Source organism: Martinezella paranaensis (assembly GCF_014200235.1).
Lineage (GTDB): Bacteria > Pseudomonadota > Alphaproteobacteria > Rhizobiales > Rhizobiaceae > Rhizobium > Rhizobium paranaense.
In genome coordinates, this window is the sequence record NZ_JACHBI010000006.1 from 308,737 (window position 1) to 324,193 (window position 15,457).

Annotated in this window: 15 protein-coding genes; 12 read left to right on the forward strand and 3 right to left on the reverse strand. The window is 58.7% G+C overall.

The annotated features are described in order from the left end of the window. Positions 1-11: 11 nt before the first annotated feature. The 10 genes from GGD50_RS17260 to GGD50_RS17305 all read left to right on the forward strand — a co-directional run bounded on the left by GGD50_RS17260 (position 12) and on the right by GGD50_RS17305 (position 10,012). Positions 12-854 carry an alpha/beta fold hydrolase gene (locus GGD50_RS17260; RefSeq protein ID WP_183938566.1) on the forward strand — a complete coding sequence of 281 codons (843 nt, stop codon included), beginning with the start codon at positions 12-14 and terminating at the stop codon, positions 852-854. Next, on the forward strand, positions 851-1,786 hold the full coding sequence (locus GGD50_RS17265; RefSeq protein WP_183938567.1) for a flavin reductase family protein: 936 nt from the start codon (positions 851-853) through the stop codon (positions 1,784-1,786). The genes GGD50_RS17260 and GGD50_RS17265 overlap by 4 nt, the downstream gene beginning before the upstream one ends. Then, complete coding sequence (locus tag GGD50_RS17270) at positions 1,783-2,823, forward strand: LLM class flavin-dependent oxidoreductase (RefSeq protein ID WP_183938568.1); 1,041 nt, start codon at positions 1,783-1,785, stop codon at positions 2,821-2,823. The genes GGD50_RS17265 and GGD50_RS17270 overlap by 4 nt, the downstream gene beginning before the upstream one ends. Positions 2,824-2,828: 5 nt before the next feature. After that, positions 2,829-4,292 (forward strand): aldehyde dehydrogenase, encoded by a 1,464-nt coding sequence (locus GGD50_RS17275; RefSeq protein WP_183938569.1) that lies wholly within the window; start codon positions 2,829-2,831, stop codon positions 4,290-4,292. A 5-nt stretch (positions 4,293-4,297) separates the two neighbouring features. After that, complete coding sequence (locus GGD50_RS17280) at positions 4,298-4,630, forward strand: NIPSNAP family protein (RefSeq protein ID WP_183938570.1); 333 nt, start codon at positions 4,298-4,300, stop codon at positions 4,628-4,630. Positions 4,631-4,668: 38 nt separating this feature from the next. Continuing rightward, positions 4,669-5,679 carry a polyamine ABC transporter substrate-binding protein gene (locus tag GGD50_RS17285; RefSeq protein ID WP_183938571.1) on the forward strand — a complete coding sequence of 337 codons (1,011 nt, stop codon included), beginning with the start codon at positions 4,669-4,671 and terminating at the stop codon, positions 5,677-5,679. A gap of 117 nt (positions 5,680-5,796) precedes the next feature. Then, positions 5,797-6,669 carry an ABC transporter permease gene (locus GGD50_RS17290; RefSeq protein WP_183938572.1) on the forward strand — a complete coding sequence of 291 codons (873 nt, stop codon included), beginning with the start codon at positions 5,797-5,799 and terminating at the stop codon, positions 6,667-6,669. A 1-nt stretch (position 6,670) separates the two neighbouring features. Continuing rightward, positions 6,671-7,471 (forward strand): ABC transporter permease, encoded by an 801-nt coding sequence (locus tag GGD50_RS17295; RefSeq protein WP_183938573.1) that lies wholly within the window; start codon positions 6,671-6,673, stop codon positions 7,469-7,471. After that, entirely contained in the window at positions 7,468-8,544 is a 1,077-nt protein-coding gene (locus GGD50_RS17300; protein WP_183938574.1) for an ABC transporter ATP-binding protein, read from the forward strand. The genes GGD50_RS17295 and GGD50_RS17300 overlap by 4 nt, the downstream gene beginning before the upstream one ends. Before the next feature lie 10 nt (positions 8,545-8,554). After that, positions 8,555-10,012 carry an NAD-dependent succinate-semialdehyde dehydrogenase gene (locus GGD50_RS17305; RefSeq protein ID WP_183938575.1) on the forward strand — a complete coding sequence of 486 codons (1,458 nt, stop codon included), beginning with the start codon at positions 8,555-8,557 and terminating at the stop codon, positions 10,010-10,012. 62 nt (positions 10,013-10,074) lie between these two features. On the opposite strand, the gene GGD50_RS17310 is transcribed toward GGD50_RS17305, so the two are convergent. Together GGD50_RS17310 and GGD50_RS17315 are read right to left on the reverse strand one after the other, a co-directional pair. Further along, entirely contained in the window at positions 10,075-11,457 is a 1,383-nt protein-coding gene (locus GGD50_RS17310; protein WP_183938576.1) for an ATP-binding protein, read from the reverse strand. Further along, positions 11,454-12,176 carry a response regulator gene (locus GGD50_RS17315; protein ID WP_183938647.1) on the reverse strand — a complete coding sequence of 241 codons (723 nt, stop codon included), beginning with the start codon at positions 12,174-12,176 and terminating at the stop codon, positions 11,454-11,456. Before GGD50_RS17315 ends, GGD50_RS17310 begins: the two co-directional genes overlap by 4 nt. A gap of 378 nt (positions 12,177-12,554) precedes the next feature. Here GGD50_RS17315 and GGD50_RS17320 point away from each other — a divergent pair, with 378 nt between their 5' ends. Next, positions 12,555-13,169 carry an outer membrane protein gene (locus GGD50_RS17320; protein ID WP_183938648.1) on the forward strand — a complete coding sequence of 205 codons (615 nt, stop codon included), beginning with the start codon at positions 12,555-12,557 and terminating at the stop codon, positions 13,167-13,169. 206 nt (positions 13,170-13,375) lie between these two features. On the opposite strand, the gene GGD50_RS17325 is transcribed toward GGD50_RS17320, so the two are convergent. Continuing rightward, on the reverse strand, positions 13,376-14,026 hold the full coding sequence (locus GGD50_RS17325) for an EF-hand domain-containing protein (RefSeq protein ID WP_246451265.1): 651 nt from the start codon (positions 14,024-14,026) through the stop codon (positions 13,376-13,378). A 662-nt stretch (positions 14,027-14,688) separates the two neighbouring features. On the opposite strand from GGD50_RS17325, the gene GGD50_RS17330 reads away from it, so the two are divergent. Further along, on the forward strand, positions 14,689-15,447 hold the full coding sequence (locus GGD50_RS17330) for a hypothetical protein (protein WP_183938578.1): 759 nt from the start codon (positions 14,689-14,691) through the stop codon (positions 15,445-15,447). The last annotated feature ends 10 nt before the right edge of the window (positions 15,448-15,457 follow it).

Sequence of the window (15,457 nt, forward strand, 5' to 3'; positions counted from 1 at the left end):
TGGGCGCTGACATGCTGACCGTTGGATCAACTACGCCGGGTGCTTCCGCAAAGACCAACTGGGTCTTTGCAAGGAACAAGACTGCAGGTGGAACGGCCTATCACGAAGCCGGCAACGGTGAGCCGCTTGTCCTGATTCACGGTGTCGGCATGCGGCTCGAAGCCTGGGCGCCGCAGATTCTCGCCCTGTCTGCGAGCCATCGTGTGATCGCCGTCGACATGCCCGGGCATGGCGAAACTGCCCGCCTGCCGGTCGGAAGCCGCCTTGAGGAGTTCGTCGCCTGGTTCGGGCAATTCCTGGACGAAATGGCGGTCGAGACCGCAAATGTCGCCGGCCACTCGATGGGTGCTCTGGTATCCGGAGGTGCGGCGGCAACGTTCGGCAGCCGTATCAAGCGGGTGGCGTATCTCAATGGCGTCTATCGGCGAGACCCGGCGGCAAAAGCGGCGGTGCTGGCGCGCGCTGCTGCCATTCCGCTGACGGGTGTGGACAAGGAAGGCCCGTTGCTTCGATGGTTCGGCGACGATCCGGATAGCGTCGTTGCACGCGATCTGACGCGCAACTGGCTGAACCTCGTCGATCCGCAGGGATATGCCGTTGCTTATTCGGCATTTGCCGAAGGAGACGAGACCTATGCGGATCACTGGAAGGATGTGGCAGGCCCGGCGCTGTTTCTGACGGGATCGGATGATCCCAATTCAACGCCGCTGATGGCGACCCAAATGGCGGCTCTTGCGCCCAATGGTTGGGTGCGGATCGTCGAGGGCCATCGTCACATGGTCAATCTGACGGCCCCCGACATCGTAAATGCGCTGCTCGCCGAATGGCTTTGCGAAGGGGAGGATGTGAAATGACGCTACAGCAAGCGGACCCAAGAGCGCTGCGCGATGCCTTCGGCGCATTTGCGACAGGGGTAACGGTCGTGACGGCCCAAGATGCCGACGGAAAGCCGATCGGCTTTACGGCAAATTCGTTTACGTCGGTGTCGCTCGATCCGCCTCTTCTGCTTGTCTGCCTGGCCAAGACCTCCCGCAACTACGCGACCATGACGGGTGCGAGGCATTTCGCCGTCAACGTTCTGTCGGAAGGCCAGAAGGATGTTTCGAACACCTTTGCGCGGCCCGTCGAAGACCGGTTCGCCGCGGTGGACTGGCAAGTAGGCGCCGCCGGATGCCCCATCCTGGGGAATGTCTCGGCGTGGTTCGAATGCGCGACTGAAAAGCTGGTCGAAGCCGGCGACCACGTCATCCTGATGGGGCGCATCGAAGCCTTCGAAAACAGTGGGCTGAACGGATTGGGTTATGCCCGCGGCGGCTATTTCACACCGATCCTCGCCAGCAAGGCCGTTTCGGCCGCAGCGGAAGGCAATATCGAACTCGGAGCCGTTCTGGAACGTCACGGCGAGGTTCTTCTTGTCGGCGATGATGTCTTTTCACTGCCGACCTGTGACGGCAAGGACGGAAGCCCCGCTGACATTCTTCGGGACTATCTGGAGGAACTCACCGGTCTTTCGGTGACGATCGGCTTCCTCTACTCGGTCTACGAGGGCAAGAGCGACGGAAAGCAGCACATCGTCTATCGTGCCTTCGCCTCGGAGGGCGAGCCGCGTAATGGCAGCTTCCTGAAGCCGGATTCGTTGGCCAAGACACATTTCAAAACAAGCTCGACCGCCGACATCGTTGCGCGCTTCGCAGTGGAGAGCCAGCTCGGCAATTTTGGCGTTTATTTCGGCGACGAGACCGTCGGCACGGTCCGTTCGGTTCCAACAAAGGCGGCACAGCCATGAAATTCTCTCTTTTCGTTCACATGGAGCGCCTCGACGCCAGCCAGAGCCACAAGAGCCTCTATGAGGAGTTCGTCGCTCTCTGCGAGATCGCCGACAAGGGTGGCATGCATGCCATTTGGACGGGCGAGCATCACGGCATGGATTTCACCATTGCGCCCAATCCTTTCGTGACCATCGCCGATCTGGCGCGCCGCACATCGCGGGCAAGGCTCGGCACGGGGACGGTGATCGCGCCCTTCTGGCATCCGATCAAGCTCGCCGGCGAAGCGGCTATGACCGATATCATCTGTGATGGAAGGCTCGATATCGGTATTGCGCGCGGCGCTTACTCCTTCGAATACGAGCGGCTGCTGCCGGGTCTCGACGCCTGGGGTGCAGGCCAGCGGATGCGCGAGCTCATTCCGGCAGTCAAAGGCATATGGGAAGGCGATTATGCCCATGACGGGGAATATTATAAATTCCCGTCGACCACTTCGGCGCCGAAGCCTCTGCAACAGCCGAACCCACCGATCTGGGTGGCTGCGCGCGATCCGAATTCGCATGAGTTCGCCGTCGCCAATGGCTGCAATGTTCAGGTGACGCCGCTTTGGCAGGGCGATGAGGAAGTCGTGGCGCTGATGGGCCGCTTCAACGATGCCTGCGCCAAGAATCCGGATATCGACCGACCCAAGATCATGCTGCTGCGCCATACCTATGTCGGCTCGACAGAGGCGGACATAACGCAGGCGGCCCACGAACTGAGCGTCTATTACAACTACTTCTTCGCCTGGTTCAAGAACGAGAAGCCCGTCAAGCAGGGTTTGATCGAGCGGATACCCGAAGAGGAGATCGGCGCGAACGCGATGCTTTCGGATGCGGTCATGCGCAGCAACAACGTCGTCGGCAATGCCGAGACCGTCATTGCCCGGCTCAAGGCCTATGAAGCCATGGGCTACGACGAATATTCCTTCTGGATCGATACGGGCATGTCCTTCGAGCGGAAGAAAGCGTCACTCGAGCGCTTTATCGCCGAGGTCATGCCGGCATTTGCGGAGTGAACCCCATGCAGCGTTTCCAGTGTTACATCGATGGCGAATTTCTGGACGGAGAAGCCCGATATCAGAGCATCGATCCCGCCACCGGCAAGAACTGGGCGGATATGCCGGAAGCGCGCGAAGGCGATGTCGATCGCGCGGTCAATGCGGCCGAAATGGCGCTCTATGACGGCCCCTGGTCGAAAATGACCGCCACGCAACGCGGCAAGCTCCTGTATAAGCTTGCCGATCTGGTGGCCGCCAATGCCCAGAAGCTCGCCGAACTGGAGACGCGCGACACCGGCAAGATCATCCGCGAGACGTCAGCGCAGATCGCCTATGTTGCCGACTACTATCGTTATTACGCCGGTATCGCCGACAAGATCGAAGGGTCCTATCTCCCGATCGACAAGCAGGACATGGACGTCTGGCTGCGGCGTGAGCCGATCGGCGTCGTGGCGATGGTCGTGCCCTGGAACAGCCAGTTGTTCCTCTCCGCCGTCAAGATCGGTCCGGCGCTGGCCGCTGGCTGCACGATGGTCGTCAAGGCGTCCGAAGATGGACCGGCGCCGCTTCTGGAATTCGCTCGCCTCATTCATGAGGCCGACTTTCCCGCTGGTGTCGTCAACATCATCACCGGTTTCGGCGCATCGTGCGGCGCAGCCCTTAGCCGGCATCCGAAGGTCGCACATGTCGCCTTCACCGGCGGGCCTGAAACGGCGCGCCACATCGTTCGAAATTCGGCCGAAAACCTTGCCTCGACATCGCTGGAGCTTGGCGGCAAGTCGCCCTTCATCGTCTTTGCCGACGCCGACCTCGAAAGCGCCGCCAATGCCCAGGTCGCGGGGATCTTCGCCGCGACCGGACAAAGCTGCGTCGCCGGTTCGCGGTTGATCGTGGAACGGAGCATCAAGGACAGGTTCCTGAACCTTTTGAAGGACAAGGCCGAGGCCATCCGTGTCGGTACGCCCTTGGATATGGCGACCGAGGTCGGTCCGCTTGCGACGAAGCGCCAACAGGATCACGTTGCCGCACTCATCGACAAATCCGTTCAAAGCGGCGCCCGCATCGTCACGGGTGGACAGACGCCGGACGGTGAGGGCTTCTACTTCCCGCCGACGATTCTTGACTGCGATGGCGTTGCATCGCCTTCGCTTGCCGAGGAGTTCTTCGGTCCTGTGTTGTCCGTCGTCGCGTTCGACACCGAAGCCGAAGCGTTGGGGCTTGCCAATGATACCCGCTACGGCCTTGCGTCCGGTGTCTTCACCCAGAATCTCACCCGCGCCCACCGCCTGATGAAAGGCATCCGCGCCGGTATCGTCTGGGTCAATACCTATCGTGCCGTATCGCCGATCGCCCCCTTCGGCGGCTTCGGCCTTTCCGGCCACGGCCGGGAAGGTGGCTTGGCCGCGGCGCTCGATTACACCCGCACGAAGACGATCTGGCTTAGGACGTCGGACGATCCGATCCCAGATCCTTTCGTCATGAGGTGATGCCGATGTTCTATGAAATCCGGACCTATCGGCTGAAGAACGGTGCGATCCCGCAATATCTGAAGGTCGTCGAGGACGAAGGGATCGCCATTCAGAAAGCGCATCTCGGCAATCTGGTCGGCTACTTTTATTCGGAGATCGGGACCATCAACGAGATCGTTCATATCTGGGCCTATGCGAGCCTCGATGATCGCGAGGAAAGGCGCCAGAGCTTGGCGTCCGATCCGCAATGGCAGGCTTTCCTGCCAAAGATACGCGACCTGATCGAACTGGCCGAGAACAAGATTATGAAGCCGGCGAATTTCTCTCCTCTCGGGAAGAGTGCGCCAGCCGCATAAAGCATGCCTGTAAGACAACAATACAAGGACAAGGGAACATGAAAAGAACAATTGCACTGGCGGCTTTCGCCGCAATAATGGCTGTGTCCGGGATTGCAAAGGCCGATACGCTCGTCTTCACGAGCTGGGGAGGAACGACGCAGGACGCGCAGAAGGTCGCCTGGGCCAATCCGTTCACGGATAAGACCGGCATCGTCATCGCACAGGACGGACCCACCGATTACGGCAAGCTGAAAGCCATGGTCGAAGCGGGCCAAGTCAGTTGGGACGTCGTCGACGTCGAAGGCGACTACGCCGCACAGGCTGGCAAGGACGGGCTGCTGGAAAAGCTTGATTTCTCTGTCATCGACAAGTCCAAGCTCGATCCCCGTTTCGTCACGGACTATTCGGTCGGCAGCTTCTACTATTCCTTCGTGATCGGCTGCAATGCCGACGCCGTGAAAGCCTGCCCGAAGACTTGGGCCGATCTCTTCGACACGACGAAATTTCCTGGCAAGCGCACTTTCTACAAGTGGTCGGCGCCGGGCGTGATCGAAGCGGCTCTGCTGGCTGACGGCGTTCCCGCCGACAAGCTCTACCCGCTTGATCTCGATCGGGCTTTCAAGAAGCTGGATACGATCAAATCCGATATCATCTGGTGGTCCAGCGGCGCTCAGTCGCAGCAGCTTCTCGCATCCGCCGAGGCTCCCTTCGGCAGCCTGTGGAATGGCCGCATGACCGCGCTCGCCGCCAGCGGCGTCAAGACGGAAACCTCCTGGGAGCAGAACATCACGGCGGCCGATTCGCTCGTCGTACCGAAGGGTGCACCGAACTCTGAAACCGCGATGAAGTTCATTGCCCTTGCGACGTCGGCACAGCCCCAGGCTGATCTGGCGAAGACGACTGGTTACGCACCGATCAACATCGACTCGGCCAAGTTGATGGACCCGGCAACGGCCAAGACCTTGCCGGACCAGCAGACCGCAAGCCAGGTCAATGCCAGCATGGCTTATTGGGCCGAAAATCGCGATGCCATCGGCAAGCGGTGGTATGCTTGGCAGGCCAAATAAGCTGAAGAAACTCCGAGGCAGCACCGCGAGCGTCGTTCTGCTCGCGGTGTGGCGCAGGTTCTAAATCTTCCTCGGAGCTGGCGCCGTTGTCTGATCCTACGGCGGGAAAGGATTGCCATGTCGACCTATATTGACGTCGCCAGTGAAACTGCGACTACATCCAAGGCCGCAAGGCCTACGGGCTTCGGCGAAATCATGCCGGCGCTGCTTTTCGTCGGGATATTCTTCATTGTCCCGGTCGTCGCGCTCCTGTTACGAAGCGTGTTGGAACCGGTGGCCGGCTTCGGCAACTATGCCGAATTGATAGGTTCGGCGACTTATCTGAAGATATTCGCCAACACCTTCATTGTCTCCGGCCTGGTCACCGCGATTTCGCTGCTGATCGGCTTTCCGGTCGCCTGGACGCTGGCAATCATGCCCACAAGACTGGCTTCTTTGATTTTCGCGGTCTTGCTGCTGTCGATGTGGACCAATCTGCTGGCCCGAACCTACGCCTGGATGGTCCTGCTTCAGCGCACCGGACTGATCAACAAGATGCTGATGGGAATGGGGCTGATCAACCAGCCTCTGCCGCTCGTCAACAATCTGACCGGTGTGACGATCGGCATGACCTATATCATGCTGCCATTCATCATCCTGCCGCTCTACGGCGTTATCAAGAAGATTGACCCGGCCATTCTGCAGGCGGCCGCACTTTGCGGAGCGAACCGCTGGCAAAGCCTTATCCGCGTTCTTCTGCCTCTGGCGGCGAGAGGCATGGTTGCCGGTGCGTTGATGGTCTTCGTCATGTCGCTTGGCTACTACGTTACCCCGTCGCTTCTCGGTGGAACGGCGAACATGATGTTGGCCGAACTCATCGCCCAGTTCGTGCAGTCGCTGGTCAATTGGGGAATGGGCGGGGCCGCAGCCCTGGTTCTCCTCGTCGTCACGCTTTCGCTCTATGCGGTCCAGCTACGGCTGTTCGGCGTGCAGAACACGGGAGGACGCTGACATGCTGCTCAATTTCGATCGTCTCGGCTGGTGGAAATATGTGCTTGTGGGGGTGACCGTCCTGACGGCTGCTTTCCTGCTGCTGCCGATCCTCTTCATCGCCGCGCTTTCCTTCGGATCTTCGCAATGGCTGATCTTTCCGCCTCCGGGCTGGACGCTGCAATGGTACAGCCAGCTCTTCGCCGATCCGCAATGGCTGGCATCCGCCTGGACGAGCTTCAAGATCGCCTCGATCGTCACGGTTCTTTCCGTGTTGCTTGGGCTGGTAACCTCATTCGGTCTGGTGCGCGGAACCTTCATGTTCCGTGACGCGTTGAAGGCGCTTTTCCTGACGCCGATGATCCTGCCAGTCGTCGTCCTCGCCGTTGCTCTCTATGCCTTCTTCCTGAGGATGGGCCTCGGCGGAACCATGATCGGCTTTGTCATTTCGCATCTCGTTTTGGCATTGCCCTTCTCCATCCTTTCCATTTCGAATGCGCTCGAAGGCTTCGACAAATCCATTGAGGATGCAGCGGTGCTTTGCGGCGCGTCGCCTCTTGAAGCGAAGATCAGGGTGACCCTGCCAGCCATCAGCCATGGACTGTTTTCGGCCGCCGTCTTCTCGTTCCTGACATCCTGGGACGAAGTGGTGGTGGCGATCTTCATGGCGAGCCCCACGCTGCAGACGTTGCCGGTGAAGGTATGGTCCACCCTCAGGCAAGATCTGACGCCGGTCATCGCTGCGGCATCGTCCCTTCTCATCCTCTTGACGATCACTTTGATGGCGCTTGTCGCGATCGCACGCAAGGTACTGAAATCATGAACGAATCTTTCCTACAGATCAGAGGCATCCGCAAGGAATACGGTCCTGTCGTCGCAGTGCAAGATGTCAATCTCGAGGTCCAGCGTGGCGAGTTCCTGACCTTTCTCGGACCGTCCGGTTCGGGCAAGAGCACGACGCTCTACATCTTGGCCGGCTTCGAAAACCCGACGAAGGGCGACATACTCCTCAACGGAGAAACGCTGCTTTCGACCCCGTCGCATAAGCGCAACATCGGCATGGTCTTCCAGCGGTACACCTTGTTTCCGCATTTGACGGTTGGCGAAAACATCGCTTTTCCGCTCAAGGTACGGCGCAAGTCCAAGGCGGAAGTCGACAGCAAGGTGAAGGAAATGCTGCGGCTCGTTAGGCTCGAGGGCTTCGAGGATCGCAAGCCGGCGCAAATGTCGGGCGGCCAGCAGCAGCGCGTGGCACTCGCCAGGGCACTCGCTTACGATCCGCCGGTGCTCTTGATGGACGAGCCGCTTTCTGCGCTCGACAAGAAGCTTCGCGAGGAAATTCAGCACGAGATCCGCCGGATCCATCAGCAGACCGAGGTGACGATCCTCTACGTCACGCACGATCAGGAGGAAGCGCTGCGTCTTTCTGATCGCATTGCGGTCTTCTCCAAGGGCGTCATCGACCAGATCGGAACAGGGCCGGAACTTTATGCCAATCCACGCACGCGCTTTGTTGCCGAATTCATCGGCGACAGCGATTTTATCTCCTGCGATCTGCTGTCATCGACGGATGGACACGCGACGATCTCGCTGGGCGGCGACGCAGTCTTCAGGATCCCGGTGCATGGCAAGGCCATCTCCGGAAAAAGGGGAGCTTTGATGCTGAGGCCCGAACGCATTCGACTGTCGCGAAATCAGGTGCAGAAGGGCAGCCTCGCGGCAACTGTCAGCGATATAACTTTCCTCGGCAACAACGTTCACGTTGCCACCGAGACCACCGCCGGCGAGGCATTGGCCGTGCGTCTTCCCTTCGGGCATGAGGCCATCACCGGGCTCAGCCGCGGCGAACAAGTGCATCTGGATTTCGATCCGGATGCTGCTCACGTATTTTGCTGAAAGTCGTCCCATGAAGCTGAATGATGTTTCACTATTTCGTCAGGCGTGTCCGGTCGCGGGCAATTGGATCGAAGCGAAGGATGATCATCAGGCGACGACGATCCGCAATCCGGCCACGGGCGACGCATTGGGCGTAGTTCCGGATCTGGGGGCTGCGGAAACCGAAGCCGCAATCCGCGCTGCAGTCATTGCCCAAAAGCTCTGGGCAAAGAAGACCGCGGGGGAGCGGGCTACCATATTGAAGGCGTGGCACCGCCTGATGATCGAAAATATCGATGATCTGGGGATGATCCTGACGCTGGAGCAGGGAAAGCCTTTGGCCGAGGCCAAGGGGGAAATTGCCTATGGTGCGAGCTTCATCGAATGGTTCGCCGAAGAGGCGAGACGCATCAACGGCGAGACCATACCAGGCCATCAGCAGGACAAGAGGATTCTTGTCCTCCGCCAGCCTGCAGGCGTTGTCGCAGCCATCACGCCTTGGAACTTTCCGAATGCCATGGTGACCCGCAAGGTCGGCCCAGCCCTTGCCGCCGGCTGCGCGGTCGTTCTCAAGCCGGCGCCGCAGACGCCTTTTTCCGCAATCGCGCTTGCCGTCCTTGCGGAGCGCGCGGGCTTGCCGCCAAGCCTTCTCAATATCGTGACCGGAGATGCCGCGGCGATCGGCGGCGCGTTGACTGCAAGCCCGGCCATCAGGGTTTTGACCTTCACCGGTTCGACGCGCACGGGCGAACTGCTTTATCGGCAATGCGCGCCGACGATTAAGAGGCTCGGTCTCGAGCTTGGCGGCAATGCCCCATTCATCGTGTTTGACGACGCGGATATCGACGCTGCGGTCGACGGAGCGATCATCGCCAAGTTTCGCAATAACGGACAAACCTGCGTTTGCGCCAACCGCCTGTATGTCCAGGAGGGTGTCTACGAAGCGTTTGCGGCCAAGCTCGCCGATGCGGTTGAAAAATTGCAAGTCGGCAACGGGCTGGATCAAGGTGTTGTCCTTGGCCCACTGATCGATCAGAACGCCGTCCTCAAGGTCGAGACGCATATTCGCGATGCGGTGGCCAATGGCGCCGAGGTCATCTCGGGCGGTAACCGTCATTCTCTTGGCGGCAATTTCTTTGAGCCGACCGTCCTTCGCAACGTCGACGACAGCATGCAGCTTGCCCGCGAGGAGACCTTTGGGCCAGTCGCGCCGCTCTTCCGCTTCCGCGACGAAAGTGACGTCATCGAACAGGCAAATGACACCGAGTTCGGTCTCGCTTCCTATTTCTACGCCCGCGACTTGTCGCGCGTATTCCGGGTCGCGGAAGCATTGGAATACGGAATGGTTGGCGTCAACACCGGCCTGATTTCCACTGCCGAGGCTCCATTCGGTGGTGTGAAAATGTCCGGTTTGGGCCGCGAAGGTTCACGCCATGGCATCGAAGAATATACAGAGCTGAAATATGTTTGTTTGGGCGGTATAGCGTAAATCTGCACTCTGCATGGCGCGGACCTCCCGCTCCATGGGGATGGTTTCTTCGGGTTGCCCCGTCAGATGGTCGAAGTTGTGCCGCCGGAAATATCCGAAAGGCGGCCATCGCCGCCGTCACGCACGGGCGGAAGGATGATCTCCACCACAAGACCATTCGGCGTCCGATCCAGCAAGGTCAGTTTTCCGCCATGACCTTTTCTAATGATGCCCTCCGCTGTCGGGAGGCCGAGGCCAAAGCCGCCTCCCACTCCCGTCGTGCGAGCCTCATCCGCTTTGAAAAAGGGTTCCAGCACCCGGGTCTTGAGCTCATCCGTCAAGCCCGGACCATTGTCGCTCACCCTAATGAGTATCCCTTCGTCGCCAGCATCCTGCAATTCGATATCGATCTGGGTCGCGTAGCGGGAAGCGTTTTCAACCAGATTGGATATCGCTCTCGTAATCGCCTCGGATTTGCACAGATACTTTAGCCGTCGAGGCCCGGAAAACCGGACATCGATGCCGGTTTCCGAGAAATCCGTCGCAATCGTTTGCAGCAGGCTCGAAAGGTCCACTTTCCGAGACGGCACGTTGTGGCCCGCATTTGTGAGAAACGCCAGACTCTCATTGATCATGCCATCGAGCACTGTCAGATCGTGGAGCATCTTGCCCTGAAGCTCCGGCTGCTCGCAGCGCTCCACGCGCATGCGCAATCGCGTCAAAGGTGTCCTGAGATCGTGGCTGATCGAACTCAGCATTCGCGTCCGACTTTCCGCCATTTGCAATATGCGGCTGCGCATCGTGTTGAGCGATGCGGCGAGGCTTCGGATCTCGGAGCTGCCTTCCGCCACGAATGGCTTTTCCAGACTGTCGTCGGTACTGGCGCGCACCGCCGCCGCGGCAAAGCGGCCCATCGGCCTGGTGATCAGCCAACTGCTGACATAGGCGAGCACGATCAGCGGAATGACAATCTTCAGAATTCCGCTGGCGACCGCGGGGAAGAACCACAAGGACCGGGAAAATACGGGCATATGGAAAACAAGAGCTCGTTCCTTGTCGACCTTCACGATGAGGGGAACGGATGTCGCTTCCTTATCAAAAAGATGGCGCAGGCCGTCGAAGAAGTCGTCTTCCAGAGCGCGTCGCGTTCTCTGAAGAATGTCGGCCGATGACGCCTCCGCCTCGTCACGCGGAGAGATCTGGCTTGCCGGCAGTGTCTCCACCGAGATTTGCAATCTCGCGGCCAAACTTAGGGCTGCCGCCTCCTCTTCAGGAGAGCGCGCATCTCGGAACTGGTCGGCCACGCGCTCGATCCGTCCCGCCAGCAAACCGATCGCCAGGCCCTTGTCGTGACGGCCGTAGATAAACGGCTCGGTGGTCGCAGCGACCACGGACACGAGAACGATCAGCAAGAACGGCAGCACGAGGATCTGTGTGCGGATGGAGGCCTTGCGGAGGCTTTTCACGGCAATTTCTCCACTGTCGCCGCGAACAGGTAGCCCCCCAGCCGGACCGTCTTGATGAAGGCCGGGTCCTTGAGGTTCGGTTCGATCTTCTGCCTTATCCGGCTGATATGGACGTCGATGCTGCGTTCGACCGGTCCAGCCGATCCGGCATGCGTCATGGAGAGAAGCTGGTCGCGGGTGAGCACCTTGTTCGGATTGGTGCAGAAGGCCCAGAGAAGATCGAACTCGGCAGTCGTCATCGACACTTCATCACCTTCGGCGTCGAAGAGCTGCCGGCTGTTGGGATCAATGCGCCATCCCGCAAAAGTCAGTGGCCCGGATACCTCTTCCTCACGCCGGGAATATGATGCCCGTCGCAGAATGCTTTTGATGCGGGCGAGCAGTTCACGGGAGTTGAATGGCTTGGTGACGTAATCGTCGGCACCCAGCTCGAGCCCCAGGACGCGATCAATATCCTCCCGCCGTGCAGTCAACATCAAAATGGGGATGGAGCGCGTGGCCCTCAGGCGCATGCAAATGCTGAAACCATCTTCGCCGGGCAGCATGCCGTCGAGAACGATCAGGTCGAACTTATGAAAACGGAGCAGCCGGTCCAACTCGGCGCCATTGGCGACGGATTGGGCAGTGATGCCATTGTTTGTCAGAAGCTCAACCAGCATGGCCGCGATATCGGCGTCGTCTTCGACGATGAGGATATTGGATTGCTCGTAGAGCGCCATTTCAAGTGCCTTTCCGTGGTTCGAGTGAGCCCCTCGAACCTCCGTGGTTTCAGCAATGATTACGTTTGCATGCGGGTAGGTCACGCCAACAACTCCGATGACTGGAAGTCATAAAGATAGCAAAGGAATTCGTGGCGCTGTGTTTGGAAATGTTGAGATATGTTGCGGAGCCGGCGGAGTCTCGGCGCTAAACGAGAGAGGCGCGCAGGAAAATCGCGGCCAGGTTCCGCCGTGGGACAGCATTCGCAAACGTCTTCGCAACATAACTTAACATCAAAAGACACTCCGCAATCTGGGCCTGGCGCATGGTGCATCGTCACGAGCGGGTCGAGTGTTTTGTCTCGCCCTCTCCCTTGCAAAACACGATGGGGCATCTCCATGCATTTCAGAATATTCGCTTTCGGCGCCTTCGTTCTCTCGCTGGCCGCGCCGGCTATGGCTGCAGACTTAATTTCGCAGTCTGCACCGCAACCGGAGCAACAGAACTATTCAGCCTTTGACTGGTCTGGCTTCTATCTTGGTGCCCAGGGCGGATACACCTGGAACAAAGCGACCTATTTGGGCCTGGACCAAAACCTCAACAGCGGATCGGCTGGCGTTCATGCCGGCTATAATTTTCAAACCGGAAGTATCGTTTACGGCATTGAGAACGACTTCAACTACAACTTCGAAAAAGGCAACGAAGCAAATCTCAAGTGGGACGCCTCCGGCCGCGCTCGCGTCGGCTACGCGCTGGATCAAAATCTGATCTTTGCGACGGCGGGTCTTGCGGCAGCAGGCGGCAAGGTCGACGTTCCCGCAGTCGGCAAAAAAGACGATATCCTGATCGGCTGGACGGCAGGCGGCGGCATCGAGCACGCGCTCACCAAAAATATCCTTATCCGTGGCGAATATCGCTACTCCGATTTCGGGAATAAGGACTTTGGCGACGGAATCGGAAAAGTCTCGGCCGATCAGCAAAAGATTACCATCGGTGCAAGCTACAAGTTCTGAGAGAACTGACTAGAATATTTCCTAATCGCCGCTTCGCCCAAATTGTCGTGGGCGAAGATGATGGACGTCGAGCTGCCGGTTAAATGGCAGACAAGTGTCCATAAAAGAACGGCCGGCAAACTTGAGCGCGAAGGTGATGACCTTTCTGGCTCAAGTTTGCCGACAGATAGAAACTACCGAGTTTAAACTGCTGCCGTCATTTCCAATCAGACGGTAAGCAGGTCGCTCGTCGTCGTATCATCCTGGTAGTTCGAGCTGAACAGCGAGCTGAAATCCGGAGCCGGCGGCGGTCCAGCCTTCATCGCGGTCTCGAACTGGCTCTCCGTCAGGGAACCCGAACCTGACGTATCGAGGCTATCGAACATATTGGTCGCTTGGTCCTCGCTCACGTCGGACGGACGCGCGGCGACGAATTCGGCTTCGCTGACGCTGCCGTCACCATCCGTATCCATTGCAGTGAACATGCTGGAGATCTGGCTGTCGTCCGGCGTTTCCCCAGAAGGCGGTGCCGGCGGCTGTCCATTGGACTGCATCGCACTTGCCAACTGGTCCGTCGTCAACGATCCGCTATTGCTCGTATCGAAGCTTTTAAACAGCGCAGTCGCCTGATCCTCGCTCACATCGGAGGGACGCGCGGCGACGAATTCCGCTTCGGTGATGCTGCCGTCACCATTCGTATCCATCGCAGCGATCATGTTGCTCTGGCTGCCGCCCTGACCGCCAGACTGTTGAGTAGACGATGCGCTGCTGGAGCTGTCATCCGAATCCGAGCTGGAATCGTCGCCCGAAGCGTTGGCCTGCAGATTGAGCATGATGTTCATGAGCTGCGAAACGAGCTGCTCGGCCGTCGATATCAAGGACTGATCATCCGTCGAAGAAGACGAAGAGGACGACGAAGACGAGCTTTTGCTGGACGAACTGCTGCCGAGAATGGACGATACGGATTCCTCGGATGAGGACGAGGTCGAGCCTGATCTTTGATATTGATAATAATTATTGGATAAAACGGATGAAATGCTCGTCAAGGGGGCCTCCAGATGCGAGCGTTGGCACGGACTCCGGTTTTTACGCTTACATGACTCTACGCTTGCTATGCCGCGATGAACGCGGCAGTGCATCTTTCGAGATCAATGCAGACGGATAGATTTACCGAAAACTGGAGGCCAAGCTTGGTCCGGATCCTCGCTTGCGCCGATGCGCAACCGGAAGACGGATGAAAAGATAGGCCATGACAGTTGCCGCCATCATGGCGTTATCGGCGGTCCGCATTCTCGATCTGGTACTCCCCAACGGCCTGACCTTGCACAGGAAAGCTTGCGCGAACCTTGTAAAGTTCCCCAGGCACATTCGTTTCCCGCTCCGTTGCCGGACGCGTCGCGGCCGATGAGAGGCATGCGTCACATCAATGTGCCAAGCCGGGCTCGCCAGAAACAAAATTCAATAATTCGGCACACACAGAAACAACGAATCTCCCTAGATTCCGGCGGGGCGCCCGTAGCGGAAAAGGGATATCTGGCGAATGATGGAAAATCGGCTTGTCTTCATAGCCACCCCTTGTTTTGGCGGCATGGTCGCCAAGGACTACATGCAATCCATCATTTCCCTGATGCAGGTCGGTGGGCAGTTCGGTGTGCAATTGACGCTGGCGTTGCTCGGCAACGATGCGCTGATCACCCGCAGCCGCAATACGCTCGTCTCGCATTTTCTCAATGATACCGCGGCGACCCATATGCTGTTCATCGATGCGGATATCAGCTTCGAACCGGAGCAGGTGATGCGGCTGCTGAATGCCGACAAGGATGTCGCCGCCGCCATGTATCCCATCAAGGATTATGATTGGGGCAACGCCGCAAAGGTACCCTCACGGAGCGCTGAAACTCTGGCGGAAGCGGCATTACACTATGTGGGCACGCCGCTGACCGGTCCGGGTACTGAACGGGACGGCGATTTCGTCACTGCGATCTATGCGGGCACCGGCATGCTTCTCATCAAGCGCGCCGTCATCGAAAAGATGATCGCCGCCTATCCCAACCTGCGCTACGACGCGATCCACGCCTATCCCGGCACCAAACGCACGCCAGCCACGCAATATGCGCTCTTCGAGTGTCTTATCGAGGAAGAGACCGGCATCTATCTCAGCGAGGACTTTGCCTTCTGTCACCGCTGGCGAGCGCTTGGCGGAGAGATTTGGCTCGATACCGGTAGCAAGCTCAGCCACACCGGTGCCCATCGTTTCGCCGGCAATCCCCGGCCGCGTTATGAAGTGTTTAAGGCCTGAAAAAGGCGCC

Bases quoted from the DNA above. Each gene is read 5' to 3' on its own strand.
- GGD50_RS17330 (WP_183938578.1), top strand. From the start codon at position 14,689: ATGATGGAAAATCGGCTTGTCTTCATAGCCACCCCTTGTTTTGGCGGC.
- GGD50_RS17270 (WP_183938568.1), top strand. From the start codon at position 1,783: ATGAAATTCTCTCTTTTCGTTCACATGGAGCGCCTCGACGCCAGCCAG.
- GGD50_RS17260 (WP_183938566.1), top strand. From the start codon at position 12: ATGCTGACCGTTGGATCAACTACGCCGGGTGCTTCCGCAAAGACCAAC.
- GGD50_RS17285 (WP_183938571.1), top strand. From the start codon at position 4,669: ATGAAAAGAACAATTGCACTGGCGGCTTTCGCCGCAATAATGGCTGTG.
- GGD50_RS17275 (WP_183938569.1), top strand. From the start codon at position 2,829: ATGCAGCGTTTCCAGTGTTACATCGATGGCGAATTTCTGGACGGAGAA.
- GGD50_RS17300 (WP_183938574.1), top strand. From the start codon at position 7,468: ATGAACGAATCTTTCCTACAGATCAGAGGCATCCGCAAGGAATACGGT.
- GGD50_RS17305 (WP_183938575.1), top strand. From the start codon at position 8,555: ATGAAGCTGAATGATGTTTCACTATTTCGTCAGGCGTGTCCGGTCGCG.
- GGD50_RS17265 (WP_183938567.1), top strand. From the start codon at position 851: ATGACGCTACAGCAAGCGGACCCAAGAGCGCTGCGCGATGCCTTCGGC.
- GGD50_RS17280 (WP_183938570.1), top strand. From the start codon at position 4,298: ATGTTCTATGAAATCCGGACCTATCGGCTGAAGAACGGTGCGATCCCG.
- GGD50_RS17290 (WP_183938572.1), top strand. From the start codon at position 5,797: ATGTCGACCTATATTGACGTCGCCAGTGAAACTGCGACTACATCCAAG.
- GGD50_RS17320 (WP_183938648.1), top strand. From the start codon at position 12,555: ATGCATTTCAGAATATTCGCTTTCGGCGCCTTCGTTCTCTCGCTGGCC.
- GGD50_RS17295 (WP_183938573.1), top strand. From the start codon at position 6,671: ATGCTGCTCAATTTCGATCGTCTCGGCTGGTGGAAATATGTGCTTGTG.
- GGD50_RS17315 (WP_183938647.1), bottom strand. From the start codon at position 12,176: ATGGCGCTCTACGAGCAATCCAATATCCTCATCGTCGAAGACGACGCC.